The 24,706-nt window shown below is 53.5% G+C and carries 32 protein-coding genes and 1 tRNA gene; 20 read left to right on the top strand and 13 right to left on the bottom strand.

Annotation, left to right across the window (positions count from 1 at the left end):
- Positions 1-4: 4 nt before the first annotated feature.
- Positions 5-322: a transcription factor S gene (locus EYA77_RS03555; RefSeq protein WP_081406662.1), complete on the bottom strand. Its 318-nt coding sequence runs from the start codon at positions 320-322 to the stop codon at positions 5-7.
- Positions 323-428: 106 nt separating this feature from the next.
- Here EYA77_RS03555 and artA point away from each other — a divergent pair, with 106 nt between their 5' ends.
- From artA to EYA77_RS03530, 5 genes are read left to right on the top strand one after another with little or no spacing between them, the layout of a single operon-like run.
- Positions 429-1,283, top strand: coding sequence for an archaeosortase A (artA, locus tag EYA77_RS03550; protein WP_167815877.1), 855 nt, complete (start codon positions 429-431; stop codon positions 1,281-1,283).
- A 2-nt stretch (positions 1,284-1,285) separates the two neighbouring features.
- The gene (locus tag EYA77_RS03545) at positions 1,286-1,660 is read left to right on the top strand and encodes an HIT family protein (protein WP_042698539.1); all 375 of its coding nucleotides are present in this window, start codon (positions 1,286-1,288) and stop codon (positions 1,658-1,660) included.
- A gap of 40 nt (positions 1,661-1,700) precedes the next feature.
- Entirely contained in the window at positions 1,701-3,209 is a 1,509-nt protein-coding gene (locus tag EYA77_RS03540) for a homocysteine biosynthesis protein (protein WP_167815876.1), read from the top strand.
- On the top strand, positions 3,206-3,592 hold the full coding sequence (locus EYA77_RS03535; protein ID WP_042698533.1) for a 4Fe-4S binding protein: 387 nt from the start codon (positions 3,206-3,208) through the stop codon (positions 3,590-3,592). Before EYA77_RS03540 ends, EYA77_RS03535 begins: the two co-directional genes overlap by 4 nt.
- 8 nt (positions 3,593-3,600) lie before the next feature.
- The gene (locus tag EYA77_RS03530) at positions 3,601-4,311 is read left to right on the top strand and encodes a UPF0280 family protein (RefSeq protein ID WP_042698531.1); all 711 of its coding nucleotides are present in this window, start codon (positions 3,601-3,603) and stop codon (positions 4,309-4,311) included.
- Here EYA77_RS03530 and EYA77_RS03525 read toward each other — a convergent pair.
- Entirely contained in the window at positions 4,308-4,715 is a 408-nt protein-coding gene (locus tag EYA77_RS03525) for a hypothetical protein (protein WP_042698528.1), read from the bottom strand. The genes EYA77_RS03530 and EYA77_RS03525 overlap by 4 nt on opposite strands.
- 66 nt (positions 4,716-4,781) lie before the next feature.
- On the opposite strand from EYA77_RS03525, the gene EYA77_RS03520 reads away from it, so the two are divergent.
- From EYA77_RS03520 to hisD, 7 genes are read left to right on the top strand one after another with little or no spacing between them, the layout of a single operon-like run.
- Positions 4,782-5,048, top strand: coding sequence for a hypothetical protein (locus EYA77_RS03520; RefSeq protein WP_095642446.1), 267 nt, complete (start codon positions 4,782-4,784; stop codon positions 5,046-5,048).
- Positions 5,045-5,602 carry a tRNA (cytidine(56)-2'-O)-methyltransferase gene (locus EYA77_RS03515; protein WP_042698522.1) on the top strand — a complete coding sequence of 186 codons (558 nt, stop codon included), beginning with the start codon at positions 5,045-5,047 and terminating at the stop codon, positions 5,600-5,602. The genes EYA77_RS03520 and EYA77_RS03515 overlap by 4 nt, the downstream gene beginning before the upstream one ends.
- Positions 5,599-6,672, top strand: coding sequence for an ATP-grasp domain-containing protein (locus EYA77_RS03510; RefSeq protein ID WP_167815875.1), 1,074 nt, complete (start codon positions 5,599-5,601; stop codon positions 6,670-6,672). Before EYA77_RS03515 ends, EYA77_RS03510 begins: the two co-directional genes overlap by 4 nt.
- Complete coding sequence (locus tag EYA77_RS03505; RefSeq protein ID WP_095642448.1) at positions 6,669-7,304, top strand: TFIIB-type zinc ribbon-containing protein; 636 nt, start codon at positions 6,669-6,671, stop codon at positions 7,302-7,304. The genes EYA77_RS03510 and EYA77_RS03505 overlap by 4 nt, the downstream gene beginning before the upstream one ends.
- Positions 7,297-7,776 (top strand): HDIG domain-containing metalloprotein, encoded by a 480-nt coding sequence (locus EYA77_RS03500; protein WP_167815874.1) that lies wholly within the window; start codon positions 7,297-7,299, stop codon positions 7,774-7,776. Before EYA77_RS03505 ends, EYA77_RS03500 begins: the two co-directional genes overlap by 8 nt.
- Positions 7,777-7,816: 40 nt before the next feature.
- Positions 7,817-8,275 (top strand): C-GCAxxG-C-C family protein, encoded by a 459-nt coding sequence (locus EYA77_RS03495; RefSeq protein ID WP_167815873.1) that lies wholly within the window; start codon positions 7,817-7,819, stop codon positions 8,273-8,275.
- Between the two features lie 41 nt (positions 8,276-8,316).
- Positions 8,317-9,567, top strand: coding sequence for a histidinol dehydrogenase (gene hisD / locus EYA77_RS03490; protein WP_245241155.1), 1,251 nt, complete (start codon positions 8,317-8,319; stop codon positions 9,565-9,567).
- 185 nt (positions 9,568-9,752) lie between these two features.
- On the opposite strand, the gene EYA77_RS03485 is transcribed toward hisD, so the two are convergent.
- On the bottom strand, positions 9,753-10,997 hold the full coding sequence (locus tag EYA77_RS03485) for a Coenzyme F420 hydrogenase/dehydrogenase, beta subunit C-terminal domain (RefSeq protein ID WP_167815872.1): 1,245 nt from the start codon (positions 10,995-10,997) through the stop codon (positions 9,753-9,755).
- A gap of 2 nt (positions 10,998-10,999) precedes the next feature.
- Positions 11,000-13,069, bottom strand: coding sequence for a formate dehydrogenase subunit alpha (gene fdhF / locus EYA77_RS03480; protein ID WP_167815871.1), 2,070 nt, complete (start codon positions 13,067-13,069; stop codon positions 11,000-11,002).
- A gap of 418 nt (positions 13,070-13,487) precedes the next feature.
- On the opposite strand from fdhF, the gene EYA77_RS03475 reads away from it, so the two are divergent.
- From EYA77_RS03475 to EYA77_RS03455, 5 genes are all read left to right on the top strand, one after another.
- A complete protein-coding gene (locus tag EYA77_RS03475; RefSeq protein WP_155897849.1) occupies positions 13,488-13,892 on the top strand; it encodes a Tfx family DNA-binding protein in 405 nt (134 codons plus the stop codon).
- A 281-nt stretch (positions 13,893-14,173) separates the two neighbouring features.
- The gene (locus tag EYA77_RS03470) at positions 14,174-15,112 is read left to right on the top strand and encodes a substrate-binding domain-containing protein (RefSeq protein WP_167815870.1); all 939 of its coding nucleotides are present in this window, start codon (positions 14,174-14,176) and stop codon (positions 15,110-15,112) included.
- A gap of 51 nt (positions 15,113-15,163) precedes the next feature.
- Positions 15,164-15,871, top strand: a complete 708-nt coding sequence (locus EYA77_RS03465) for an ABC transporter permease (protein WP_042698495.1) — start codon at positions 15,164-15,166, stop codon at positions 15,869-15,871.
- On the top strand, positions 15,864-16,931 hold the full coding sequence (locus tag EYA77_RS03460; protein WP_167815869.1) for an ABC transporter ATP-binding protein: 1,068 nt from the start codon (positions 15,864-15,866) through the stop codon (positions 16,929-16,931). The genes EYA77_RS03465 and EYA77_RS03460 overlap by 8 nt, the downstream gene beginning before the upstream one ends.
- 35 nt (positions 16,932-16,966) lie before the next feature.
- Complete coding sequence (locus EYA77_RS03455) at positions 16,967-17,311, top strand: hypothetical protein (protein ID WP_042698489.1); 345 nt, start codon at positions 16,967-16,969, stop codon at positions 17,309-17,311.
- Between the two features lie 75 nt (positions 17,312-17,386).
- Here the strand turns inward: EYA77_RS03455 and EYA77_RS03450 are convergent, their stop codons facing one another.
- From EYA77_RS03450 to ilvE, 9 genes are all read right to left on the bottom strand, one after another.
- A complete protein-coding gene (locus tag EYA77_RS03450; protein WP_052319959.1) occupies positions 17,387-18,607 on the bottom strand; it encodes an SPFH domain-containing protein in 1,221 nt (406 codons plus the stop codon).
- Positions 18,607-19,146: a hypothetical protein gene (locus EYA77_RS03445; protein ID WP_167815868.1), complete on the bottom strand. Its 540-nt coding sequence runs from the start codon at positions 19,144-19,146 to the stop codon at positions 18,607-18,609. The genes EYA77_RS03450 and EYA77_RS03445 overlap by 1 nt, the downstream gene beginning before the upstream one ends.
- Positions 19,147-19,153: 7 nt before the next feature.
- Positions 19,154-19,498 carry a hypothetical protein gene (locus EYA77_RS03440; RefSeq protein WP_167815867.1) on the bottom strand — a complete coding sequence of 115 codons (345 nt, stop codon included), beginning with the start codon at positions 19,496-19,498 and terminating at the stop codon, positions 19,154-19,156.
- On the bottom strand, positions 19,491-20,084 hold the full coding sequence (locus EYA77_RS03435) for a hypothetical protein (protein WP_167815866.1): 594 nt from the start codon (positions 20,082-20,084) through the stop codon (positions 19,491-19,493). Before EYA77_RS03435 ends, EYA77_RS03440 begins: the two co-directional genes overlap by 8 nt.
- A 12-nt stretch (positions 20,085-20,096) precedes the next feature.
- Positions 20,097-21,128 carry a hypothetical protein gene (locus tag EYA77_RS03430; protein WP_095642454.1) on the bottom strand — a complete coding sequence of 344 codons (1,032 nt, stop codon included), beginning with the start codon at positions 21,126-21,128 and terminating at the stop codon, positions 20,097-20,099.
- Entirely contained in the window at positions 21,125-21,898 is a 774-nt protein-coding gene (locus EYA77_RS03425; RefSeq protein WP_042698477.1) for a hypothetical protein, read from the bottom strand. The genes EYA77_RS03430 and EYA77_RS03425 overlap by 4 nt, the downstream gene beginning before the upstream one ends.
- Positions 21,899-21,946: 48 nt before the next feature.
- Positions 21,947-22,267, bottom strand: a complete 321-nt coding sequence (locus tag EYA77_RS03420) for a tetratricopeptide repeat protein (RefSeq protein ID WP_042698474.1) — start codon at positions 22,265-22,267, stop codon at positions 21,947-21,949.
- A gap of 73 nt (positions 22,268-22,340) precedes the next feature.
- Positions 22,341-22,413, bottom strand: a tRNA-Glu gene (locus tag EYA77_RS03415).
- A gap of 69 nt (positions 22,414-22,482) precedes the next feature.
- Entirely contained in the window at positions 22,483-23,346 is an 864-nt protein-coding gene (gene ilvE / locus EYA77_RS03410; protein WP_042698472.1) for a branched-chain-amino-acid transaminase, read from the bottom strand.
- Between the two features lie 176 nt (positions 23,347-23,522).
- Between ilvE and EYA77_RS03405 the strand changes: the two genes are divergently transcribed.
- The 3 genes from EYA77_RS03405 to EYA77_RS03395 are packed head-to-tail and all read left to right on the top strand — an operon-like array spanning position 23,523 to position 24,684.
- Positions 23,523-23,966 (top strand): peptidylprolyl isomerase, encoded by a 444-nt coding sequence (locus EYA77_RS03405; RefSeq protein ID WP_042698469.1) that lies wholly within the window; start codon positions 23,523-23,525, stop codon positions 23,964-23,966.
- Between the two features lie 38 nt (positions 23,967-24,004).
- Entirely contained in the window at positions 24,005-24,283 is a 279-nt protein-coding gene (locus EYA77_RS03400) for a MoaD/ThiS family protein (RefSeq protein WP_042698466.1), read from the top strand.
- Between the two features lie 2 nt (positions 24,284-24,285).
- A complete protein-coding gene (locus EYA77_RS03395; protein WP_042698463.1) occupies positions 24,286-24,684 on the top strand; it encodes a molybdenum cofactor biosynthesis protein MoaE in 399 nt (132 codons plus the stop codon).
- Positions 24,685-24,706 lie beyond the last annotated feature (22 nt).

The following is a 24,706-nucleotide window of genomic DNA, read 5'->3' as shown; positions in this document are numbered from 1 at the left end:
CGGCTTAATCGTATTCACGCCAGGTGTGTTTGCATTTCGTGCAGCGGAAGAATCTGACCTCGGATTCATCAGCACTGCGCAGCTGACGGAGCCACCACTCGGCCAGGCCGTGACCGCAGTTCGGGCATTTTATCGCGATCGTAGGTTTCGTTCCGATATCCGCGCCTTCTTCCACGATGAGGATGTCGTTTTCCTGCATGTACGCGACTTTTTTCATCTGCTCCTTATTTTCGGCGGTGATGGTTTCGGTATATCCACATTTTGAACAGCATAACTGGCCGTCCTTTGATTTCATCAGCTTTCCGCATGTTGGGCAGAACATCATAGAATACACTATTGGTTTTTCAACGTTAAATACTCTTATGGGATCCGTCAGTCCGGGTGGCAAACCCATTTATCCGACTATGCCCTACCAATAAGCATCTAATATGCTGGATACCCTTATACTCTGGATCCTTATCATCAGTCTGACTGCATTTCTTCTTACGCTGATCCCGGGAAAACATGAACGATTCACCGCGATCACCGGGTGGATCCTTCTGGAGTTCAGCTTTCTTCTGATGCTGCCCGCCCTTATCGAAGAGGGGAACATCTTCTACCCGGTCATGGTGATCGCCGGTCTTCCGCTCATTTATATTACGGTCAGGCGCCTGACTGCCGGTGATGTGCGGATCCTGCGGCTCACCTACGCGGCCGCGGTCGGCGGGATCGTGTATGCTCCGTTCGCCCTGATCACCGAACTTGGGAACTGGCTGATCTCCGTGGTTGTGTTCTGTATCCGGGCGGTGTTCGATATGCTCAGCTTCCCCTACATCATGGCCGGCTGGGATATGTTTGAGTCGGTCTGGGCCGTTCCCGGTCAGACCTACGGATACATGGATCAGATCATCCTCGGATGCACCGGGATTACGGCGGTCGCGATCCTTCTTGGAGTCATCGCTCTCACTAAGACCTCGTGGAAACAGAAGATCGGTCTGACGCTGCTGGTCGCGGCGCCGATATTTATTATAAACATCTTCAGGAACGTGTTTGTGATCATGGCATACTTCGGACAGTGGTTCCCCTGGTTTGAGGAGGAGCTCGCTCACCCGATGATCCCCGGGTATGCAAGCTTTTTCTGGTCTCACAATGTCATCTGCGAAGGAGCGGCGTTCCTCCTGATCCTCGTGATCGCCTACCTGCTCTTCAGGTTTTCACCCGGACTGATAAGCAATATCAGAGAGATCCTGTTCATCTACCGGGACGATCTGCGTGCCCTGCTCGGCAGAGGTCAGCGGACGTAACCATGGACTGCCCGTTCTGCAGTGACGACGCCTGTCTGTTCGGCAATGATCTCGCCTATGTGAAATGGGATCTCTATCCGGTCTCACCGGGTCATGTCCTGATCATTCCCCGCCGGCATGTTTCTTCCTGGTTCGACCTTACCCCCGCCGAACACGCGGCCGTGAGTGAACTGATCGGCCGTGCGAAGATCCATCTTGATGCGGCGTATTCGCCTGCAGGTTACAATATCGGGGTGAACTGCGGGGAGGCGGCAGGCCAGACGGTCATGCACGCCCACCTGCACCTCATCCCGAGATATGCCGGTGACGTTATAAATCCGCGCGGGGGCATCCGGGCGGTAATCCGGGCAAAACAGGATTATCCTCAGGCAAAATAACGCAGTTAATATAGGATGAGCGGGATTAACTAATAATTATATGTACAAATCCATCGACGAAATAAATGAGCGTATTCGTGATGGAAGTGTCCGTGTGGTCAGCGCTGAAGAGATGCCGGATATCGTCGACGAACTCGGCGTTACCGGGTCACTTCGTGAAGTGGACGTGGTCACCACCGGTACTTTCGGCGCGATGTGCTCGTCCGGGGCATTTTTGAACTTTGGTCATCCCGAGATCCCTATCAGGATGGAGAAGATGTGGCTCAATAATGTGGAAGCATATGCAGGCATTGCAGCCGTCGACTGTTATCTTGGAGCGACCCAGGAGTCGACCACCAGGAACGCGGAGTACGGCGGGGCCCATGTCATTCAGGATCTGATCGCCGGAAAATCCGTGGAGCTCCATGCACGGGCAAAAGGGACCGACTGTTATCCCCGCACCTCCATAACCAACGAGTTCACGCTCCAGGAACTCAATCAGGCAATCATGGTCAATCCGAGAAACGCCTACCAGTCCTATAATGCAGCCGTGAATATGAGCGACCGGGCAATAAAAACCTATATGGGCTATCTTCTGCCTTCCCACAGAAATATCACCTACTCCGGCGCCGGGTGTCTCTCTCCTCTTCCAAACGATCCGACCTTTTCCGTGATCGGTTCGGGCACTCCGATCTTTATCGGCGGCGCAAACGGCGTCGTGGTCGGGGAAGGCACGCAGTCATCACCCGGATCGGGATTCGGCACCCTGATGACCGCAGGAAACATGAAGGATATGTCTCCTGATTTTATCCGCGCCGCAACCATGACCGGATACGGCGTCACGATGTATGTCGGCATCGGCGTTCCGATCCCTCTTCTGAACGAGGAGATCGTGCAGCATACCGCGGTCCGCGATGAGGATCTGAAAACGAGCATCGTCGATTACGGCACGCCGTTTCGGGACCGGCCCGTGATCCGCGAGGTCACCTATGCCGAGCTGAAGAGCGGATCGGTCGAGATCGACGGAGAAGAGGTCCGCTGTTCTCCCCTCTCGAGTTATAAAAAGGCACGTGAGGTCGCAGCCGAGCTGAAGGTCCGGATCGAAAAAGGCTCCTTTACGATGGCTCATGCTTCCCGGCCGATCGATGCCGAAAAGAGGAACAAACCCATGGCGGAGAAGGGGTATGTCTGTCATGTGAATGAGATGATGGTCGCTAAATTCGTGACGATCACCGGCGGCGAAAGCGTCAAAGAGGCGGCGAAACGTCTGCTGAAAGGCGAGACGAACCATCTGCCGGTTATCGACAGGGAGAACCGGCTGATCGGTATCGTGACAACGTATGATGTCTCCAAAGCATTTGCAAATGATGAGCAGGATATGACCGTTTCGGAGATCATGACCAAAAACGTCATCACGATCGGTCCGGACGCGCCGGTGGACTTTGCCGCCCGGATCCTTCAGCAGCACAACATCGGCGCCCTTGTGGTGATCGACTCGTCCCGGCATATCCTCGGGATGCTGAACTCGTATGATCTCGGTGATCTTGTCGGCGGGAGGGGACGAAGATGAAGCTGATGGTCGAGTTTGACTCCGACGGGGTCCAGTACCCAAACATTGCCGCCGCTATCCTCCGGTCAGGCGTGATGGTGAATGTGGAACGCGCCTTGATCGACGGGGATGAGGGCTGGGCGCTCCTCGATGTGGATGACAATGATGCCGGCAGATTCATCGCGGCACTCACGCGAAAAGGGGTCACGATCCGTATTCAGAAGGACGCGGTTTCCCACAACCGTACAGACTGTGTGGACTGCGGACTTTGTATCAGCATCTGTCAAAAGCAGGTCTTCTCCTTTGACGAGAACTGGCAGCTCGTCGTTGATTCCGAGCGCTGCGTCCTCTGCGGAAGATGTGCGACCTACTGCCCCCAGCGGGCGCTGAGCATCCAGAAGTAACGGCTCACATGATCCGCGAAAAGTTCGCATACCGCGAGACGATCACCACGATCCTCGCCGACGATGTTTGTCACATCGAAGCGGCAAAGGAAGGGATGATCGCGGCGCGGACCAGTCTTGAGCGGTATCTTTTGGCCGATCCTTTTTTTCAGATGAGTTACGGACCCGTTCCGGCATCCGCCGGCTCCCCGGAAACGGTCAGACGGATGGCGGATGCCGCATTTGAAGCTGATGTCGGCCCTATGGCCGCGGTCGCCGCATCGATCGGCTGGGCGGGTGTTTTGGCGATGCGGGATTTGGGCGCCGCGTTCGGACTGATCGACAACGGGGGGGATATCGTACTGTTTTCTGATCGGGACGTGCGTGTCGGGATCTACGCCGGGTCCGCGCCGTCTTCGGGAAAAACCGCATTCATCATCCCGCCGCAAAACGAGATCCTCGGGATATGCACATCCTCAGCGACCGTCGGCCCTTCGGTCTCCTTCGGGATCGCGGACTTAGTGACCTGTTTTTCCCGTGATCCGGCGAAGGCCGATGCCTGGGCAACCGGACTCTGCAATATACTTACGCCGGAGAACTTTGACGAGGTCATGGAACAGGTTGCCGGATCCTCGGTCTCTGCCGTGTATGCGGTGATCGGGGACTGGATCGGCCAGTGGGGGGATCTTCCAAAGATCGCCGCGGCAGATGTCAGGTATGATCTTATCACGAAAGGTTAGGCGCACTGCTCTTTTGCACACTTCACCGCTTCCCGGTAGGCGCCGGGACCGGAGAAGGCTTTGAGGAACTTTTCCCCGTTCCAGACCGCGATAAAAAAGAGCGAAGAGTTCTTATCGAACCCGAAGATCAGCTCCGCGAGCTCCGCGTTTCCGATCTTGATCCCGCGGAGGATCTGTGAAGAGGGCTGGAGCAGCAGACGTTCATAGATCTCGACTGCGGGTTCCTCTTCGAAGGCGTAAAGATAGGTCTGAAGAGCATTGGTCAGATCCGATGTGCAGAGCCTGACCGCAGTCTCTTTTGGCAGGCCGCGAAGAAGTTCCGCGAGGACGAAGTCGTCATCCCCGGACGCTTCATACAGTTCATCGGCCAGAGAGTCAAGCTCGGAGTTGGAGGTGTACGCCATATAAGGTACTTTTCTGTTGTGTGATTCAATAAAGTATAATGTCTCTCTCCTCCTAATTGTTAGGACATGAGAAATGAGGACATAGACTGGGCGCTCTTTCATTGTATCCCTGAATGCGGGAACATGACGGTCGCCGAACTGGCAGAGCGTTCACTGTTTTCCGTGGAAGAGATAAAAGCCTCCCTTGCACGACTCGAGAAAGCCTGTCTCATTCACGTTGCCGGCGATACGGTCTGTGCTCTCTCACTCAATGATATGTTCATACTGAACGAAATCAAAAACGCCCCCTCAGATATCTATATCGAAAACGGCGTTATCAAGGTCCGAAAATGAATCTCAAACCTGAATCCTATATCCTCAGAATAGGACACCGTCCCGAAAGGGATCAGCGTGTCACCACCCATGTCGGTTTAAGCTCCCGCGCTCTGGGGGCAAGCGGCATGTATCTTGCAGCCGATGATGCCAAGGTTGCTGACAGTATCACGGATGTTGCAGCAAGATTTGGCGGGACCTTTTTTTGCGAAAACAATGTCAAGTGGAAGTCCTGCATCAACCAGTTCAAAAAGAGCGGCGGCAAAGTCGTCCACCTGACCATGTACGGTCTGCGGCTTCAGGACGTTATCGCCGATATCAGAAAGGAGGAGAAGGTCATGATCGTGGTCGGCGCCGAAAAAGTCCCGGGCGATCTCTATGAACTTGCCGATTACAATGTCGCGGTCGCAAACCAGCCGCATTCGGAAATTTCGGCTCTTGCTCTCTGTCTGGATCATCTGTATGAAGGCAGGGAACTGGATCTTGCCTTCCCGGACGCCGAACTGGAGGTCCTGCCGACAAAGATCGGAAAGACCACGATCAAACACGAGCACGGGAACGAAGAAGAGCTATGAAGAGCGTTCTTGTCGCCGGATACACCACCCGCCATGTTGCCGCATCGGCCTCACGTGCCGGGTATGATGTCTATGCAGTAGACCATTTCTGCGACCAGGACCTGATCTCGTGTACGAAGGATCATCTCGCTTTCGATGAGCTGGACGAACTGCCGTTTGCCGTTGACGGGATGCTGGAGAGGTATGACATCGATCATGTCGTGACCACATCCGGCGCGGAACTTCTCGAGATGCCGCGCCGTCTTGGAACTGTGGCAGATGTCGCGAAACGATTCATGGACAAGGGAAAGACCCAGGACTTTTTTGAGGAGATCGGCGTACCCGTTCCCCGCAGGCTGGAAAAGGGCGAGTACCCGGCGATGATGAAGACCCTTTCCGGCGCCGGAGGCTGGCGAAACGCCTGTGTCCGTTCGGATGCGGAACGCGGGATCTGGGAAGAGTTCGTGGAGCATGTTCCCTGCATGGCGCAGGAACCGATCGCCGGACAGCCGGCAAGCGTTTCCTGTCTCGGGACCGGGACCTCGGCGCTGGCTCTTTGCGCAAACGAACAGATCCTTCGCGGCGGGGACACCTGCGCCTATGCCTTCTCCGGTTCTCTCACTCCGTGCAGACATCCGCTTGCCGGACGGATGATGGAGCTTGCGGAAAAGATCGTGGCTGCAAGCGGATGTGTCGGTTCGGTCGGGGTGGATTTTGTTCTGACCGATAAGGAGGCTTACGCCATCGAAATAAATCCCCGGTTTCAGGGAACGGTCGAGACGGTGGAAAAGGCGCTTGGGATCAACCTTTTTTCCCTGCACGCCGATGCATGCCGGGGCATCCTGCCGAAAAAACGCCCGGATCCGGTCTGTTTTGCGGTCAGGCGGATCCTCGCCGCCCCCTGCGATATAACGATCAATGCCGATCTTTCCGCGATATCTGCAGACATCACCGACATTCCGTATCCGGGCACCTCCTTTGAAGAGGGAGAGGTGATGTTTTCCGTGACCGGTTTTGGCAAGACCCGCGAAGAGGCGTTCGCCTCGCTGGATAAACATATTAGGGATGCACTCCAACTTATTAAGGAATGACGGTCATCACAGAAGAGCAACTCGGGAATCCGGCAATCTATCAATATCTGCTGAAATTAGTGGGAGAAGAGGGCCTGGAACTCCTTCGCCGCTGGTCAGACGTGGAATACGCGCGCAGGTGGATCGAGGCAAAACTGAGCAGTGAGGATCTCAAGGCATCCGACAAAGCGCGGTTCCTGGCCGAGTCCCGGCGTTCCGATGAGGAGCTCACCGGTGCAGAACGCAGCGATGAGGAGATCGCCGAACTTACCGGGATCAATCTGAACTCGGTTCGTCACACTCTCTATAATTTATACGAGCACCGGCTTGCCGAATACCGCCGGATCAAAAACAATGAGACCGGCTGGCTGACCTATCTCTGGCTTATGCGTATGGATCATATGAACATGGTCCTGCGTAACGAGATGGAGGTCGCGGCAGGAAAACTTGCCGGGCGTCTGAGATATGATGAGGCAAACGACTTTTATCAGTGCAAGAACTGCGGGATCACGACGACCTTTAATAACGCCATGACGACCAACTTCTCCTGCCCCCATTGCGGGACGATGCTTGTGCATTTTGACGACGAGCTGATCGTTGCTGCGCTGAAAAAACGTCTGGCCAAGATGCAGACCGCGCTTGACAATGCCTGAATATTCCCATACTCTTTTTTTGGCCGGCTGTGATGCCGGAGTCGTTTCCCACTGCGAAAAAGTTGCCGCGGTCGCCGCACGCTATAGCGGCGAGTTGGTCGATTCCGATCTGGTACATGCCGGGGCGATGCTGCATGACATCGGGAGATCGAAGACGCATTCAATCAAACATGCCGCGAAAGGGGCGAAGATCTGCCGCCGTCTGGAACTTTCCGAGGATATCGCCAAAATCGTCGGAAGGCATACGGGCGCCGGTCTGACCGAAGACGAATCCGTTCTTCTTGGTCTGCCGCCGGTTTCTGCGGTGCCGGAGACACTTGAGGAGAAGATCGTAGCACATGCGGATAATCTGGTGTCCGGATCGCGCGAGGTGACGATCTATGAGCGGATGATGCTGATCGCGGATCTGCCTGCCCGTTCGAAACGAAAGATCTGGCGTCTTTCGATGGAAGTCGAGCTGCTCGCCGAATGATTTTTTTCCAATTAATGGAATATCTTTAAGGGATTTACTTATGGATAATGCAAAAAAAGCAGTGGCTACGTTTTCCCAGGGGTTAAACTGTGCACAGTCGGTGTTTTCCTCATTCTCGAACGACCTCGGTGTCGATGAAAAGACCGCAAAGAAAATCGCCGGAAGTTTCGGTTCAGGCATGCGGTACGGCGAAGTTTGCGGCGCAGTTACGGGTGCGCTGATGGTGATCGGTCTGAAATACGGCGCCTCCACTGCAGAAGATGTTGAAGCAAAAGCGGATACGAATGAAAAAACCGTGGAATTTCTCGATGCGTTCAAAGCGGAAAACGGCTCGATCCTCTGCCGGGACCTTCTTGGATACGATATCCTGAAGGAGCATGAACTCGCGATAATCAAAGAGGAGGGCCTGTTTAAAACGATCTGTCCCAAGATGGTGGAGTCCGCATCCGTTATCCTTGAAAAAAAGCTGGGCGAATGGGAAGCAGACGAAAGAAAGTAATCCCCATACTCTAAATCTTTCCACGACCCATACTGTTTATCATGTTATGGCAGCCGCTTAATGTTGAGTCGTGGGTTTCGATGCGCCGCGGCTCATTGGCCGACGTAAAGGAATCGGTCGAAGCAATAATCGGGGATGTGCGGAAAAATGGCGATGCGGCTCTTTTTGCGCTGACGGAAAAGTTCGATAAGCAGAAGCTTTCCTCGCTTCAAATCTCGCAGGAAGCGATCGATGCGGCATATGATGAGGTCGATCCGGCCCTTGTCCAGGCGCTGATCGAGGCCGAGGCACGCATTAGCCGGTTCCATGAACTCCAGATGGATAAATCGCTCTGGCTTGAGGAGACGGAACCGGGGATCACGCTTGGAGTGAAGACGACGCCGCTGGACCGTGTCGGCGCCTATATTCCCGGCGGACGGGCGGCGTATCCTTCCACGGTCCTTATGACAACCGTTGCGGCCCGCGTTGCCGGCGTTCCTGAGATCGTTCTTTGTACGCCGCCGCCGGTACATCCGCTGACCCTTGTCGCTCTCGACATTGCCGGCGTGACGGAAGCCTACTCGATAGGCGGAGCCCAGGCAATTGCAGCGCTGGCTCTTGGAACGGAGACGATCCGGCCGGTCCAGAAGATCGTCGGCCCGGGAAATGTGTTTGTTACCCAGGCAAAGATGCTGCTTCGCGAATATGCGGAGATCGACTTTCCGGCAGGTCCAAGCGAGATCGGCGTTCTTGCGGACGAGTCGGCAAATCCCGCGTTCATCGCAGCCGATATCCTTGCTCAGGCAGAACACGATCCGAACGCGGCCTGCGTTCTGGTGACCTCGTCGGAACGGATCGCTCATGACGTCGGGACCGAGATCGAAAAGCAGATCGCGTCCGCCCCGCGCCGGGAGATCATGGAAAAAGCTCTGGCCCACTCAGGCTATGTGATCGCCGGTGATTTGGATGAGGCAGTCGATCTGATGAATGAGATCGCTCCGGAGCATCTGTCGATCCAGACCTTCGATCCGCTGGCGACGCTTGGAAAGATCCGGCATGCAGGGTCGATCTTCATTGGTCCCTACACGCCGGTGGCCTGCGGGGATTATGCGTCCGGAACGAACCATGTTCTCCCTACTGCCGGCTATGCAAAGAGTTACTCGGCGCTGGACGTCCATCACTTTATGAAGCGTTCGCAGGTCCAGATGGTGACAAGGGACGGGCTGGATTCGATCGGGGACATCATAGAACTTCTGGCCGGAGCCGAAGGACTTGCCGCCCATGCCGCGTCGGTAATGATCCGCCGGTCCTGAACTTTTTTTTTCTTTTTTTCCAGCGCCTGGTGAAAGATACGTTTCACTGCCGACGAAACATCTGCTGAAAATAGATCCGCGTGTACAAATCCAAAAAATAAAGCAGAGCCGGCTTTTGGAGAAGTGAGAGAGTGCTTCTCCGGCCGGCCCTGTAAATGGTTTTTTCCTGTAACTGCTGATGAAGATTATTTCTCTTCGCCAAACACGTTCTCGTAGATCATGTCCGAGCCGGTTGCATTCAGGCGGGCGCGCTCGTCGATTTCTTCGGCGAATGCAAGGACCGGGAGTTCCATGTCCATACCCGGTTTGTGACCGAACATCTTTTCAAGCTCGACCTGCTGGGCGTGCATGAAGAGTGAGTTCGGGATGTTCTGCGGGCAGATGTCTGTACACTGACCACAGTTGACACAGGAGTCGGCGATGTGGGCGAATCTGATCATCTGGAACATGAAGTCCGGCGGGACCTGACCGGGTCTGACAAGGTGGGGTTTCTTGGTGGAGCACTCGACACAGTAGCAGATCGGACAGTTTTCAATACAGCCGTAGCATTTAATGCAGCGGCCGGTCTCTGCCATGATGTATTTCAGACGGTCGGTGCCTTCACCGATCGCGGCGAACTGCGTTTCCTGGTTCTTCTTGCCCATCTTGATCATGACGTTTTCGATCTTGTCACGGATCTCGAGGCCTTTCTCTTCAGGTGCGGAGGTTGCAAGGACGCCTGCTTTGACAGCGCCGTCAAAGATCATTGCGCCTTTGTCGGAGCAGATCTCAACGAAGGTTGCCTTGCCGGCTTTCTCGCCGATAACACCCCAGTTACCGCAGACGATATCGGTCTGGCGGGGGATCTTGGTTTCGCAGCGCTGACAGTTCTTTCTCCGGCCAAGACCTTCCTCTTCGAGCTCATCGATCTTGATGCCTTTGTGCTGACCGTCTTTGGTCATGACGATGAACTGTCCCTTGTCGATCTCTTCTTTGACGACGTCGTTGGGGTCGATCCCGTACTTTTCGGTGATCATCTTGCGGGCGAGAACCGGTGAGACGGATCCTCCGCAGTTCAGACCGATCATGACGATGTTGTCAAGGTTGATCTGCTGGCGTTTTGCAAGCTCGTACATTGCCTTTGCGTCGCAGCCTTTGCAGGTGACGGCAAGTTTCATGTCTTTTGCACCGTTGAGGTACTTCTTGATGAGCTTGGGCAGCAGCAGGGTTCCGCAGTGGAGGGAACCGGCAGACTTTACGAGGTCAGCCGGATCGGTGATCACAACAGGTTCGGCATCGAAGACATCGGCGCCTTTCTGAACAGTGAGTACTGCATCGACGGTTTTGCTCTCAAGCAGGTACTTGAGGATTGAGGTTACTGCTCCGCCGCATTCGCCTTTGATATCGGATACGTTGGTCCATGCGTAGAACATATCGCCTTTTGCTGACATTTTTAGGCCTCCGTGATCTTTTCAACTTTTACAGCACATGCCTTGAACTCCGGGATCTTACAGACCGGGTCGAGTGCATTGTTGGTCAGCATGTTTGCTGCGCACTCAACGAAGTGGAAGGGCATGAACATGACGCCTTTCATGATGTCAGGGGTAACTCTTGCACCAACAACGACTTCGCCGCGGCGGGTCATTGCTTTGATCATTTCGCCGTCGGCAATACCGAGGTCGGCTGCATCTTCGGTGTTGATCTCGATCCATCCGGTCGGGACTTCGTGGTCAAGACTGCCGGATCTGCGGGTCATGGTACCGGTGTGCCAGTGCCACAGGCAGCGGCCGGTGGTAAGGATGAACGGATACTCTGCATCCGGAACTTCAGCAGGTGCTTTCCATTCGCATGGGAAGAAGATTCCAAGTCCGTCCGGGTGGGAGAACTTAGCTCCGTGAAGGATCGGGGTTCCCGGGTGGGTCTCTTCGGGGCATGGCCAGTGGAGTGCTTCGGGTTTGTCGAGTCTCTCGTAGGTCATTCCGCGGTAGGACGGGGTGAGCATTCTCATTTCGTTGAAGACTTCTTCGGAGGTCTTCCACGGGAACTGTGCTGCGTAGCCCATCTTTGCTGCGACCATTGCGATGATTTCCCAGTCGAGTTTTGCTTCTCCTGGCGGGTCCTGTGCCTTTCTCCATTTCTGGACACGGCGTTCGGTCGAGGTCTGGGTTCCGTCACGTTCTGCATAGCAGGTTGCCGGAAGAACGACGTCTGCGAGCTCTGCGGTCTCAGTGAGGAAGATATCCTGGACAACCATGAACTCAACTGCCTCAAGGGCGTGTTTGACGTGGGTTAAGTCCGGGTCGGAAAGCATCGGGTTTTCACCCATGATGTAGAGTGCTTTGAGATCTCCTGGCTTGTCGGTCAAGATATCCATCATGACAGTAACTTCGTAACCGTTCTTCGGTTCGCAGATACCATCCGGGAAGCCCCATGCATCTTCGAACTTTTTGTGTGCTGCCGGGTCAGTGACCTTCTGGTATGCAGTGAAGCTGACGGGGAGTGCTCCCATATCGCAGGCTCCCTGCACATTGTTCTGTCCGCGAAGTGCGTTGACACCGGTTCCGGGGCGGCCGAGGTTGCCGCAGAGCATCTGGATGTTGGCGACAGAGTGAACGTTGTCGACACCGACTGTGTGCTGGGTGATACCCATGGAATAGAGGATAGCAGTGGCGCCGGAGGTTCCGATCCACTCTGCTGCCTGCTTGAGCTGGGCTGCCGGGATACCGGAGATCTTCTCGACATTTTCAGGCGAGTAGGTGTCCTTCATGACGACAGCTTTCATTGCTTCGTACTCTTTTGTACGGTTTGCGATGAAGTCCTTGTTTTCCCAGCCGTTCTTGATGATGATCTGCATCAGACCGTTGAGGATTGCCACATCGGATCCGCTGCGGAACTGCATGTACAGATCTGCCTGCTTTCCGGTCGGCGTGAAACGCGGGTCGGCGTAGATGATCTTGGCGCCGTTCTTCTTGGCCATGGTGACACGGCGTCCGATCAGCGGGTGCTGTTCAAAGGTGTTGGAACCAAGAATAAAGAGACATTTTGACTTCTCGATATCGAGAATGCTGTTTGTCATTGCACCGGAGCCAAAAGAGGTTGCGAGACCGGCAACGGTGGAGGAGTGGCACAGACGTGCACAGTGGTCGATATGAGTCGTCTTGAACACACCACGAGCAAGCTTCATCAAAGCGTAGTTATCCTCATTAGAGGTTCTGGCGGATGAAAGACAGGCAATCTCGGAGGGTTTGAATGTCTTCATCTTCTGTGCGATGTAGTCGGTTGCTTCATCCCAGCTTGCCTGAACGAACTTTCCGTCCTTCTTAATCAGAGGGGTGGTAAGTCTGTCGGGGCTGTTGACGAACTCATGCGCATACATGCCTTTTGGACACAGTTTACCTTCGTTGACTGGTGAACGGGTGAAGGGAGTTACTCCTACGGTTTTTCCGTCACGGACAACGAGGTTGAATGAGCAGCCGGTTCCGCAGTACGGACAGGTTGTCGTTACATACTTCAAATCAGTCATTTGTAAAACCTCATATGAATATAGGTTTGAAACTGCGCATATTAACCTTCATGCCGAACTGGTATTATAAGTTAACATTAACTATTGTTAGTTTACCTGCTAACAAAACACCCTTTCAAAATCTAAAATATATTTACAAAAATAAATTATAAACACAAATGTTTGATTATCAATATACGGTCAAATTGGGCCGGTTTTGTCAATACGCGCAATATAATGGCGAATTCCAGATTTCAAAGCGGACAAAGAATATTGGGATTTATCGAAATTCAGGGAATTTGCCGCGGTTTCAAATATTTTTGTGATTATTATCGGTGGGTTTGGCAAATTCAGGGTGCGCCGCATGCCAATCAGCTGATTTTATTTTATCATGCAGGATAAAAGGGTTATTATAGTATTCAGGTAATAAATTATCTTTGTGCCCAAACCTCTCCTTACTGATCGTCAAAAGATGGTGATTCAATACCGTAAGGATGGTTTGACCCAGCAGGAGATCGCCGATCTTCTGCAGACAACCAGATCAAATATCAGTCTGATCCAAAAATCTGCAAATGAAAACATCCGCCTGGCCAAAGAGGCCCTGGCATATGTGTACTCTCAGAACTCCACGCTGGTATGCACCCTTTCTGCAGGCAGCGAACTGACACGGGAAGCCTACACAATATATAAATCAGCCCGTCAGCTCAATATCAAAGTCCAGTATGATACCAGTGCACTGATCAATCGGATCATGCTCGCGGTCCCGGAAAAGCTTGCAGGGACCGCGGTAAAAGAGGATATCAACATCTATCTTAATACGACCGGGATCATCTACGTATACTGATCCTGCGGCAAAAACGCTATTTTACGACTCACTCCTCTGAAAACAAAAGTATGCGCTGCTGATGGATCGGGGAGAAATCCGGCGGTTGAGACCGCGAGGCTTTGAACCACGCTGATATAACAACTGGTTATCAGGATCAACAACCATTAATGGTCTCTAACAATGCCAAATTTATTCTAAAATTTAGAAATATTTTCAAAAAATTATTCATAAATCCGGTTAACATTGATGCAGTGTTTTCACAACCTTATTTATTGGCTGCCTGATATAAATTACAATGTATGAAAAAATTAGTGTCCGTAATGGGCGTATTCCTCATTCTCTTTGCAGTGATCTTTGCAGCAGGATGTGTGACCGCCGATCAGCAGGAGCCCACGCAGCTCAAAATAGCGACCACCACTTCGCTTTATGATACGGGACTTCTGGACGCCGTCCAGGATTATTATCTGGAAAAGTTCAATGTTGATCTTCTGATCACTTCCCAAGGTACTGGAAAAGCTATAGCCTCCGCCAAAAATGGTGATGTAGATGTACTTCTCGTCCACTCTCCGGCTCAGGAAGCAGCATTTATCGATGAAGGATATGGTGTCAATCACCGGGGCATTGCCTACAACTACTTCGTCATCGTCGGACCCGCAGCCGATCCCGCAGGCATCGCCGGCATGACTCCTGAAGAAGGAGTTGCCAAACTCAAAGAACTCGGCGAAGCAGGCACATCAGGCATCGTCTTTGTTTCCCGCGGCGACAACTCAGGTACCCACTCTGCAGAAAAGGCCATCTGGAAATCCGCAGGATTCAACTACACCGCCCAGATCACCGGATCCGGACCCTGGTACAAAGAGACCGGCGCCGGTATGGGCGACTCCCTGACCACCGCAGGTCAGCTTGGCGCATACATCCTTACTGACGAAGCAACCTATCTTGCCTACAAGAAGAACAACAACCTCCCGCTCGAGATCATCATCAATGAAGGTGCAACCCTTCTGAACAGATACACCATCATGACCATCAACCCGGCAAAGTTCCCGAACACCAATGTGGTTGACGCAACTGCCTTCACCAACTGGCTGATCTCCGCAGACGGACAGAACTTCATCGGCGCCTTTGGTGTCGAGACCTATGGTAAAGCTCTCTTCACGCCGATGAGCACATTAAAGGACAGCACTCTTCCGCCGTTCAACATCGACTGTAAAACGCCCGTAGTTGCACCGTCCGCGTAAGAACACAACCCCATCTTTTTTTTTAATCTATACCGCATAGGATAAACACACATGGGAGAGATCAGCGACGGATTTATCGAAGCCGTAACACTTATCGTTACTTTGAACCCGGAGATCCTGGAAATTGCCGGCAGAAGTCTGTATGTTTCCGTTGCGGCAACCCTGGTCGCGGCGCTGGTCGCCATCCCTCTTGGCGCTCTTATTTATTATTATGATTTCCGCGGCAAACGTGCCGTCATCAATATCGTGCAGACCTTATATGCTCTGCCGACCGTGATCGTCGGACTGCTGGTCTATCTTCTTGTCTCCTATTCAGGACCCCTCGGCTCCTTAAATCTCCTCTATACGACCAATGCGATGATCATTGCCCAGGTCATTTTAGTCTCCCCGCTGATCATCGGATTCACGGTTGCCGGCCTTACGGGTCTGGATAAAGAGATGAAATACACCACCCTGGCCCTGAATGCACGCGCTTACCGCGCCCTGCTGACCCTGGTGCGGGAAGCGAAGTTTGCCATCCTTTCTGCAGTCGTGCTGGCATTTGGCCGGGCGATCGCCGAAGTCGGGGCCGTGATGATGGTTGGAGGAAACATCCGGCACTTTACCCGGACCCTGACGACCGCCATCACGCTCAACACCTCTATGGGGGACTTTGCCATGTCGATAGCGTTGGGAATTATCCTGCTGACGATCGCCCTGATCGTAAACCTCGGTGTCAATGTACTTCAGCATTATAACGGGAGGGTGAAGGATGAGTGAAGATATCCTTACCGTCCGCGGTCTTGCAAAAAGCTACAGCAAAAAAGAGGTCGTCCGCCCCCTGGACCTCTCGGTGAAAAAAGGCGAGATACTGGCGATCATCGGACCATCCGGCGCCGGAAAAAGTACGCTGATGCGGATGATGGATACGATCGAACCGCCTTCACAGGGAGAGATGTGCATCTTCGGCGAACCCGTAACCAAACACTCGGTGCACAGGATACGGGGAAGGATGGGGATGCTGTTTCAAAAGACGGTGCTGTTTGACCGGACCGTCGCTGAAAATGTCGAACTGGGTCTTTCATACCGGCATCTGCCTAAAATAGAGAGGGGAGAGAGGGTCGCCGCGATCCTGGAACATATGGGTCTGAGCCGGTTTGCAGAACGCGGGGCACGTACCCTTTCAGGCGGTGAAGGCCAGCGTATCTCATTTGCCCGCGTCCTGGTGACCCGGCCGGAGATCCTGTTTCTGGATGAACCAACGGCAAATCTGGATCCCGTCTCGACCCGGATCCTGGAAGAGATGATCATCCGGGAAAACCGGGAAAACAAGACGACAATCATCATCAATACCCATGATCAGGCTCAGGGTCAGCGGCTCGCCGACCGGATCGCCGTGATGATGGACGGGACATTCGTCCAGATCGGATTGGCTGACGAAGTGTTTTATCATCCAATCAGCGGGAAGGTGGCAAAGTTCGTCGGGATTCAAAACATCTTCACCGGTCATGTCAGAGACGGGGAGGTCGTATCTTCTCAGGTCAGCTTCTGTCAGGTCCCCGTATCATTGGCGGGGAACGTGCAGAATGTGCAGATTATGCTGCGCGCCGAAGACATCACTCTTTCGAAAACAGGGATCACGGGAGACCGGAGATCCGTGTCAGGCGTTGTCATCTCATCGGCCAGGTCAGGAGCTTTTCTGGAGGTCAGTGTGAATGCCGGCTGTCTTTTCACGGTCATCGTGCCGTTCAGACAGACCGGGGATGTGTATGCTCCCGGGGAACGTGTATGGATCGGCTGGCGGTCTGATGTGGTCCATGTGATACCCGATACATCATAACCATCAAGAGGACAGCGTGTCAATATACTATTCAGATGGCACAACCTCTTTCAGAAGATGCGATTTTTGCGTGCGGCAGAAAACTCCTGATCGCTGAAGGAAAGATCTCCTTCACCGTCAGCTCCGACGGGCTTGAAGTGAAGTTCCCGACGACCCGCAAGATATCTGCCGAACTGGATGTGCCGCATTATTATGTTCTCCCCTATTTTGCCGGACTTGAAGCGAACGGGTATCTGACCCGTACCGAACGGGTAGGCATCTTTACAACGCCTGCGGGATCGCGCCGCCTCTTTACCGGCGTATCGGATGAAGAGCTCAGCGAGATCGAGGGGATCCTTGGAAAAAAAGTACTGGATGCTCTTTTCGAGAGGGACGAATAGAGCCGGCGCTCATAAGCTGACGGCTGTTTTTTCCGGTCAGATAAAAAATATCAACATTTTATCAATAAAAAAAAATCAGAGTTTCTGTCCGCATTCCGGACAGAATTTTGTTCCCGAAGGAACCGCGGCATTGCACTGCGGACATTTTCGCAAGGTCTCAACTTTCGTGCCGCACTCCGGACAGAACTTCGCCCCGGGCATGAGGGCTGCGCCGCAGTTTGTGCAGGCCGATTTGCCTGCAGGGACCATCTTCTGTCCGCACTCCGGGCAGAACTTCGTGCCTGCAGGAACTTTTGCCCCGCAGCTGCTGCATGTCTCCATATTCTCTGCCGGATTTGGCTCTGCTGTCTGGCCTGCGCCCGGCTGGCCGCCGAAAGGAGCCGGCTGACTTCCGGCGCCTGCCATCCCCTGTCCCATCATATTTCCCATACTCATTCCGGCACCCATACCGGCGCCCATCATGGCAAATCCTGATCCTTCGCCTCCTTTTGCAGCGCCCTGTCCGATGCCCTCAATGGCTTTTCCGGACTGATACTGGATGTAATTCACCCCGAGTGCCGACATCGCCCCGCGCTTGTTGATCGCTTCCTGGACCTCTTCGGGCATGTTGATGTTCAGGCCGGCGAACTTCATGATCTTGAGACCATAGACCTCAGTCTCGGTCGTCAGTTTGCCAAGGCAGAGCTGTTCGATCTCCTGCAGATAAGCAGGCATATCCAAAACGCCCATCTGTTTTTTGGCCTTCAGTTCGCCGAGGGTATCATTCAGAATAGTGACGATCTGGGACTTGAGCCAGTCAACGATCTCTGCCGAGGTCGTGATCCCTTTTGTTCCGACGAACTGGGTGATCAAAAGAAGCGGATCGACGACCTTATAGGAAAACTGGCCGAAGATCCTGAGCTGGACAACGCCAAAGTCCACATCGCGGAATGCGAGCGGCTGGGGTGTTCCGAACTTATCCCGGAACTCACGCTTCTGGGCCCAGTAGAACTCACCGATCTGGACATTGCCGACCACGGTCCCGAGAATGTTTTTCAGGACAGGAATATTCTGCGTCGTCAGGGCGTACCGGTCGGGCCGGTCGAAAACTGCGAGGGCTTTTCCGTCACGGAAAAAAATACCGTATTCGTCTTCACGGACGAGCACGTTATCGTTCCACATAACGTTTCTTGGGAGCCGCCACATGACGTTCTCACCTTTCTGATCCTCGACCCAGTAGAAACCTTTTCGGGAATCTGCACCTTCGATGTCAGAACCCGAGCCGATATTCTTGTTTGTTTTAGAGAAGAATGCCATCAGAATGCACCTATTCCTGCCATATCTACGCAGCGTTTGTCAAATATCACGGTAAATTCACCAAATCCTTCCCGGATCTCGCGAAGAAGGGAGGCAGTTTTCACAAAATTCCCGGTCCCGGCACTGCCGGATGCGGCCTTTGCCAGGTCGCCAAGCCCGCGGATCCCGTCGATCAGCGCGAGATCATACTCGTAGAGCGCATTCAGCTCGGTCTTTTTGATCCGGGCTGCCGGCGAGATGCCGGTGTATCCCTGTTCTGCGTGACGGATCTTTGCCTCGGCGGTTTTTGCCTGGGAGATCACGGCTGCCAGATCGTTCATGAGATCGAGTTCGAGCGCTCTGGATGCTGACTCGCGGGTCATCTCCAGAGGCAGAAGAACAGTGTTTTTCAGTTCATCAGCGATCTGCTGACGAAGCATCGAGTCGGCGATCCGGATATCCTCCTTTTGCCTGTATCCGCGAAATCCCGGGATACACAGCTGGATCTTTTTGATAAGACCCCGGTCTTCCTCAACTTTGTCTCGTAAATCTACTGTCATAATCCACTTATTTTTTCAATATCAGGAAAAGTATGGCTCCTGCCGCCACGATCACCAGTGCTGCGCCGATCAGGATCGGGGCAGTAAGAACCGGGAAAACTGTTGTCAGCAGTCCCTGGACGAGGAGGATCACTCCTGCGAGGATCAGGAACAGGGGAAAAACCGGTGAGACCCGTTTGCCCATGAACATGGCAAGACAAAGCGAGATCACGCCGACCCCCGTCAGAAAGATGCCTGCGCCTTCCCAGAATCCGACCGCCGGTACAAGATATGTCACCAGAATGGAAACACCAAGCATCAGGATGACTGACGCCCATATCAGGTGCATGCGTTTATCTTCAACATCACTCATGAGAGATACCTAATATATATGTATCATTGATTTTGTATGCAGGCAGATAAAGCACTTTGGTGCTGTTTATTTTAAAGTCATACTCAAGTGTCTGCAGGGTCCCGGGGATCTCCGTTTCATACCGAAGGAACAGGAACTCCGCATTCTCTCCGGCGATCCCCTTCTCCATCGTCATTACCGCACGCTTTGCTCCTTTGAACCCGGAAATGAACGTGAGTTCCGGCTGATCGAGCGTGAGGTCCATGTTCCATTTCCTGCAGGAATCTTCGGGAAGTGCGGCGGCGCAGACATAGAAGTCCCGGGTGCCCCTCATCTGTTTCCTGTCGGTGATAAACCGGGAGATCCTGCCGCCGGAGATGCTCTCTTTTTTGACATTCAGATCAGCATTCACGATCCAGAAGGGAACATAGATAAGTTCCTCCGATCGGTTTTCGGCCGGGGCGGCGATTGAGTAGGAGACATCTCCTACGGTTCCGTCTGCAAACAGACTGATCCTTCCGCAGTGACTGCAGGCAAGCATCATGTCGCGTTCCTTGGATTTGAGCGGCGCACCGCACCCCGGGCATTTTAGTTCTTTTAACAGCATCTCAGATCACCTTTATTTGAAGTAGTCATATGTTTCATTGTAGATCGGCTGTACTTTTTTCTGGGTCCTGCCTGACTTCAATCCTTTTCCGTTCACTGCTCCCTCAAGGATCTCATCACCGTATCTGAACCGGTTATAGAAGTAGCCGAGAAGAGCGACGGCGGCCACGATCCCGACAACGAGAACGCCGATACCTACATCTGTCCCTTCGGTCACGATCGCAAGACCAATACCGAACCCTGCAAGTCCGCCGGAAAGAGCGCCTCCGATACCGGCAGCGGTACTTTGGCTGCCTGCATTTCCCGGCGCCCTGCCCGAGACGACCCGTGCGGTGATTCCGTCCACGGTCGCAAAGTAGGTCCGGCCCTCATAGGAGTATCTGACGATCCAGAAGGGATAATAGACCAGCGTGAATGCTTTCGGGAAGAAGAACGACTTCGAGAAGTAGATCTTGTCCATCCTCGCTCCCCCGTCTTCGACTGCGGTCTGCCGGATGGCCCGTCCTCCGGCCTCGTATGCGTTGTCACGCGAAGAGGTGACGCCGAAGGTGACGATCTCCTGATCATCATAGGAAATTGCCTGTGCGCGTTCCGGGATCACGATGCTTTGGATCCCGAGGTCTCCCGTTTCACAGGCTATTTCCGAGTAGATGTACTCCCGGTTGATCAGTGCTTCGCGGGGGATCTCGACCTTCTGGTTGTCTTTGCCCCGTCTCTCCTCCTCGATACCGCAGACGCATGCTTTCCCCCGGGCGATCAGCCGCCAGAACGGAAGATACATGGGGTATGCCTCGGTAACTTGTGCGGTTTGGACAAGGTCCTGTGCTTTCGGACCGGTCTTCCACCAGTCTCTGACTTTTGCAAGGGCCTTGTCTTTATCGACCGTCATTTTGTACATGACTTTGTTTGCGCCCTCGTCGGTCGTCAGTGCGAACACGGACTCACAGAACTTGCACAGGACCAGATCCTCTCCCTCTTCACACTGCACCTGACCTCCGCACGAGGGGCAGGTCATCGAGACAAGGATCTTTTGCGCTTCAGTCATTCTGCTTTCACCTCCGCGTCAGCAGGTTTTTGTCTTTCGACCACCCGGGCCGCAAGAAGTTTTCCTGCGAAAAATCCGGCGATCACCAGAACGAAAAATATCGGGCTGACCATAATTCCAAGAATGCCGCCGAGCAGCCCGAGCGTGAATGCAAGTCCCATGACTGCGATGTAGGCGCCCGAACTCCGGGTCGGCGATGAGGTCGTATAGACCGCGCCGGATGATCCGTCGACGACCGCCTGATAAGCGGCGCCCTTATACGTGTAGGCGATCTCATAGATCGGGAAGTAGACGAGTGCCTGGTCGATAGGCGTGCCGGTGAGTTCGGGGAGATATGAATCGATCGCGATGTCCGGCTGGATCACGTCGGCTCCTTTCGTTGATGCATTCGCATCATATATGACGATATTTCCGGGAGGGATGGTCAGATCCTGCATTCCCGGAAGAAGTGTTCCCTTTGCCGGTTTTACAAACACGGTCTCTTTGCCGTTCACCGTCCGGCGGAATCTGAATACCGGGAAGAACTCCTTTGCAAACTTTGTGATATTTGCAGATGATTCGAGATCTTTCGCCTGTGCCGGACCGGCTGTCCAGCGTTTAAAGATACCTTTTGCCGCATTCTCGTCGATGGAGAAGGGGAGCAGATAAAAAAACAGCGCAGAGCGCCTGTCGATATAGGTGACGGTCCCGCAGAACGAACAGGTCGCCATCTGCGTTCCGGGTTTGACCTGAAGTGATGCGCCGCACTTTGGGCACTGAAAATCGGGCATATAATTTTCTTGGCGTCTTAGCGGATAAGGATATCTTCCTGCCGGGACTCAGAGATCGCTGAGCCGGAGAAGACAGGCTGCCCTCTTCTCAGAGGCGCCGAGTTTTTCAAAACATGCGGCCAGGTTTTCCAGCGAGGTTCTGTCGTCCGGGGAAAGGATCAGTGCACGCTCGAAAGCGCTGACTGCGTCACCGTATTTTTCCAGGGCAAAGAGCGCGGCTCCCCTTCCTTTCCATGCTTCGGCATCGTTTGGCAGAAGTTCCGTCAACCGAAGGTATGCTTCGGCTGCTTTCTCATAGCGTTCCTCTGAAAACAGCGACTCGGCGGTCGTTTTCCAGAAGACAGGGTTGTTGGTCGGGTGAAATGTCATAATGAAACTGCAGAAAATTTCGTATGTAAAAGGGTCATGATCTGGATGGGCAGCACATAGATGCCGCCGGAAATGCTGATATCGGGATTCGAACCCGAGTCGCCGGCGTGAAAGGCCGGCATGATTGGCCTCTACACTATATCAGCTCAAACTGCCTATAATAGTCAACGCTGAATTATAAAAAGATTTTTGTTTGACCCTGTGTGATTTCGGGGTCAGTATGCATCGCCGGAGTTCTGCGTCTCCGTCTGGAATGCGGCAAGAAGTTTTTTGTAGACTGGGCCTGGAACGCCGTTTCCGATCATTCTGCCGTCTATTTTGGTGATCGCACAGATTTCCGCTGCCGTTCCCGTGACCAGGACCTCGTCTGCGGTGTAGAGATCGAAGAGTCCAAGTTCGCAGATCTCAAAGGGGATCGCAAGTTTCGCGCAGATGTCGAGAAGAACGCTGCGGGTGATGCCTTTGAGGTTGTTGATGGTCGGAGGGGTGGAGAGAACGCCGTTTTTGATGAGGTAGATGTTGTCGCCTGAGCCTTCTGCCAGTTTGCCTGTTCGGTCGAGGAAGATCGCCTCGTCGCCCCCTTTATAGTTTGCCTCGATTTTGCCGAGGATATTGTTGAGGTAGTTGAGGGACTTGATGTTGGGCGGAAGGGTGTCCGGAGGGTTTCTTCTCACACAGACGGTGACGGCGGTCAGGCCGGTCTCATACAGATCGCCGTACATCGCACCCCAGGCTGAAGCGGCGCAGATGATCGTGGGATTTTCACAGTGACGGGGATCGAGACCCATCGTTCCTTTTCCGCGGGAGATGATCGGTCGGATGTAGGCATCCTTCAGATCATTTTTCCGCAGTGTTTCCTTGATGATCTCGGCCATCTCGGCGCGGGTGATCCCGGGATTGAGATCGATAGCCTTGGCTGAGTCGAAGAGACGGTCAACGTGTTCACTAAGACGGAACACACGGCCGTTGTATGCCCTGATCCCTTCGAACACACCGTCCCCGTAAAGGAACCCGTGGTCAAAGATCGAGACAGTTGCCTGATCTTCAGGAACATATTTCCCGTTTATGTAAACTAACATGATAAATTATATGTGATGTGGTATGATATAGGATTTTGGTCTCCCTAATGAGGGCGCCTGAACTCCTGTGTTTCTTCAGTCAGTATTCCCGGGGAAAAACGTGATTCACCGGGCGATGCGGACCCCTCGGTCCGGGTGCGTCAGCTACTTATATAGTCAGAGCCCACAAAAACGGTATGTCAGTACAAAACGGCAATACCATTCGCGTACATTACATCGGCGAACTTCTCGACGGCACACGCTTCGACTCATCGGAGGGCCGTGACCCCCTCGAGTTTATCGTTGGTTCCGGCATGGTGGTCCCGGGGTTCGATGCCGCGGTTCTCGGAATGGAGATCGGCGAAACAAAATCGGTGACGATTTCTCCGGCAGATGCATACGGTGAAAAGACCGATGAGATGACCGTGGAGATTCCTCGCGGAGAGTTTGGCGAAGGGTTCACCGCAGAACCGGGCGAACAGCTGATGATCCAGCTTGGCGACGGAAACCAGATCCCGGTGACCATCACAAAGATCGATGAGGACACGGTGACGCTTGACGCAAATCATCCTCTGGCGGGCAAGACCCTTGTGTTTACGATCACTCTGGCAGAGATCCTTGAAACGAACCCCGACGCATAATTATTCATAGCTTCAGGCCATACATCTTAACTACGATTATGCCGCAGATAACCATACGCTCGTTTGCCAGATTTCGTGAACTTTTCGGAGAGGTGAATACTCTCAGCGTCCCGGAGGGGACGTCTGTTCTGGGCGCTCTTCTGGCTTTTGCAAAGACACAGAAAGACGGAATGGACGAACTCTTCCCTAAAGGGGCGTTTGGGTCACACATTATTCTTATGTATAACCGGGAACGGATCGATTCCGACGATGCAAAGACCCTTCATACGGCAGAGGGTGACGAGATCGTGATCTATCCGCCGGTTTCCGGAGGATGAACATGGTCCTTGCATTGCAAAAGGAGGATATCGATGTCGCCGCGCTGATCGCAGGATCCCGCACGAACAAGGATGGGGCGCAGGTCGTTTTCATCGGCTGCGTCAGGGATGACGGCGATATGGACGCGCTCGAGATCGAGGCGTTCGTTCCGGTCGCGGAAAAGGATCTTGCCGATATCGCGGCAGAAGCAATGGAACTTTTTCATCTGAACTCGGTCGATATCATACACCGGTACGGCCGTCTTGCCTTAGGCGAGACGATCGTGGTGATCCTGGTCGGGGCAGCCCACCGCGGCGAGGGGTATGAAGGTTCGCGTTATATCATCGAGAAGCTGAAAGAAAAGGTCCCGATCTGGAAACAGGAGCTCTCCGGAAATGCCCGGGGAGAATGGGTGCATTAATCTTCACCACTTTTTTTCTGAA

Source organism: Methanocorpusculum sp. GPch4 (assembly GCF_012062385.1).
Lineage (GTDB): Archaea > Halobacteriota > Methanomicrobia > Methanomicrobiales > Methanocorpusculaceae > Methanocorpusculum > Methanocorpusculum parvum.
Note: the sequence above shows the minus strand (reverse complement) of the source record. Positions and strands in the feature narration are given on the sequence as shown.

What these genes read in the sequence shown, in the direction of transcription:
- artA (WP_167815877.1), top strand. Translation starts at nt 429, where the DNA reads ATGCTGGATACCCTTATACTCTGGATCCTTATCATCAGTCTGACTGCA.
- EYA77_RS03520 (WP_095642446.1), top strand. Translation starts at nt 4,782, where the DNA reads ATGAGAAATGAGGACATAGACTGGGCGCTCTTTCATTGTATCCCTGAA.
- hisD (WP_245241155.1), top strand. Translation starts at nt 8,317, where the DNA reads ATGTTATGGCAGCCGCTTAATGTTGAGTCGTGGGTTTCGATGCGCCGC.
- ilvE (WP_042698472.1), bottom strand. Translation starts at nt 23,346, where the DNA reads ATGTTAGTTTACATAAACGGGAAATATGTTCCTGAAGATCAGGCAACT.
- EYA77_RS03465 (WP_042698495.1), top strand. Translation starts at nt 15,164, where the DNA reads ATGGGAGAGATCAGCGACGGATTTATCGAAGCCGTAACACTTATCGTT.
- EYA77_RS03535 (WP_042698533.1), top strand. Translation starts at nt 3,206, where the DNA reads ATGAAGCTGATGGTCGAGTTTGACTCCGACGGGGTCCAGTACCCAAAC.
- EYA77_RS03395 (WP_042698463.1), top strand. Translation starts at nt 24,286, where the DNA reads ATGGTCCTTGCATTGCAAAAGGAGGATATCGATGTCGCCGCGCTGATC.
- EYA77_RS03435 (WP_167815866.1), bottom strand. Translation starts at nt 20,084, where the DNA reads ATGCTGTTAAAAGAACTAAAATGCCCGGGGTGCGGTGCGCCGCTCAAA.
- EYA77_RS03495 (WP_167815873.1), top strand. Translation starts at nt 7,817, where the DNA reads ATGGATAATGCAAAAAAAGCAGTGGCTACGTTTTCCCAGGGGTTAAAC.
- EYA77_RS03515 (WP_042698522.1), top strand. Translation starts at nt 5,045, where the DNA reads ATGAATCTCAAACCTGAATCCTATATCCTCAGAATAGGACACCGTCCC.
- EYA77_RS03545 (WP_042698539.1), top strand. Translation starts at nt 1,286, where the DNA reads ATGGACTGCCCGTTCTGCAGTGACGACGCCTGTCTGTTCGGCAATGAT.
- EYA77_RS03440 (WP_167815867.1), bottom strand. Translation starts at nt 19,498, where the DNA reads ATGAGTGATGTTGAAGATAAACGCATGCACCTGATATGGGCGTCAGTC.
- EYA77_RS03405 (WP_042698469.1), top strand. Translation starts at nt 23,523, where the DNA reads ATGTCAGTACAAAACGGCAATACCATTCGCGTACATTACATCGGCGAA.
- EYA77_RS03450 (WP_052319959.1), bottom strand. Translation starts at nt 18,607, where the DNA reads ATGGCATTCTTCTCTAAAACAAACAAGAATATCGGCTCGGGTTCTGAC.
- EYA77_RS03400 (WP_042698466.1), top strand. Translation starts at nt 24,005, where the DNA reads ATGCCGCAGATAACCATACGCTCGTTTGCCAGATTTCGTGAACTTTTC.
- EYA77_RS03540 (WP_167815876.1), top strand. Translation starts at nt 1,701, where the DNA reads ATGTACAAATCCATCGACGAAATAAATGAGCGTATTCGTGATGGAAGT.
- EYA77_RS03530 (WP_042698531.1), top strand. Translation starts at nt 3,601, where the DNA reads ATGATCCGCGAAAAGTTCGCATACCGCGAGACGATCACCACGATCCTC.
- EYA77_RS03505 (WP_095642448.1), top strand. Translation starts at nt 6,669, where the DNA reads ATGACGGTCATCACAGAAGAGCAACTCGGGAATCCGGCAATCTATCAA.
- EYA77_RS03525 (WP_042698528.1), bottom strand. Translation starts at nt 4,715, where the DNA reads ATGGCGTACACCTCCAACTCCGAGCTTGACTCTCTGGCCGATGAACTG.
- fdhF (WP_167815871.1), bottom strand. Translation starts at nt 13,069, where the DNA reads ATGACTGATTTGAAGTATGTAACGACAACCTGTCCGTACTGCGGAACC.
- EYA77_RS03555 (WP_081406662.1), bottom strand. Translation starts at nt 322, where the DNA reads ATGTTCTGCCCAACATGCGGAAAGCTGATGAAATCAAAGGACGGCCAG.
- EYA77_RS03430 (WP_095642454.1), bottom strand. Translation starts at nt 21,128, where the DNA reads ATGACTGAAGCGCAAAAGATCCTTGTCTCGATGACCTGCCCCTCGTGC.
- EYA77_RS03500 (WP_167815874.1), top strand. Translation starts at nt 7,297, where the DNA reads ATGCCTGAATATTCCCATACTCTTTTTTTGGCCGGCTGTGATGCCGGA.
- EYA77_RS03445 (WP_167815868.1), bottom strand. Translation starts at nt 19,146, where the DNA reads ATGACAGTAGATTTACGAGACAAAGTTGAGGAAGACCGGGGTCTTATC.
- EYA77_RS03485 (WP_167815872.1), bottom strand. Translation starts at nt 10,997, where the DNA reads ATGTCAGCAAAAGGCGATATGTTCTACGCATGGACCAACGTATCCGAT.
- EYA77_RS03470 (WP_167815870.1), top strand. Translation starts at nt 14,174, where the DNA reads ATGAAAAAATTAGTGTCCGTAATGGGCGTATTCCTCATTCTCTTTGCA.
- EYA77_RS03455 (WP_042698489.1), top strand. Translation starts at nt 16,967, where the DNA reads ATGGCACAACCTCTTTCAGAAGATGCGATTTTTGCGTGCGGCAGAAAA.
- EYA77_RS03460 (WP_167815869.1), top strand. Translation starts at nt 15,864, where the DNA reads ATGAGTGAAGATATCCTTACCGTCCGCGGTCTTGCAAAAAGCTACAGC.
- EYA77_RS03420 (WP_042698474.1), bottom strand. Translation starts at nt 22,267, where the DNA reads ATGACATTTCACCCGACCAACAACCCTGTCTTCTGGAAAACGACCGCC.
- EYA77_RS03510 (WP_167815875.1), top strand. Translation starts at nt 5,599, where the DNA reads ATGAAGAGCGTTCTTGTCGCCGGATACACCACCCGCCATGTTGCCGCA.
- EYA77_RS03425 (WP_042698477.1), bottom strand. Translation starts at nt 21,898, where the DNA reads ATGCCCGATTTTCAGTGCCCAAAGTGCGGCGCATCACTTCAGGTCAAA.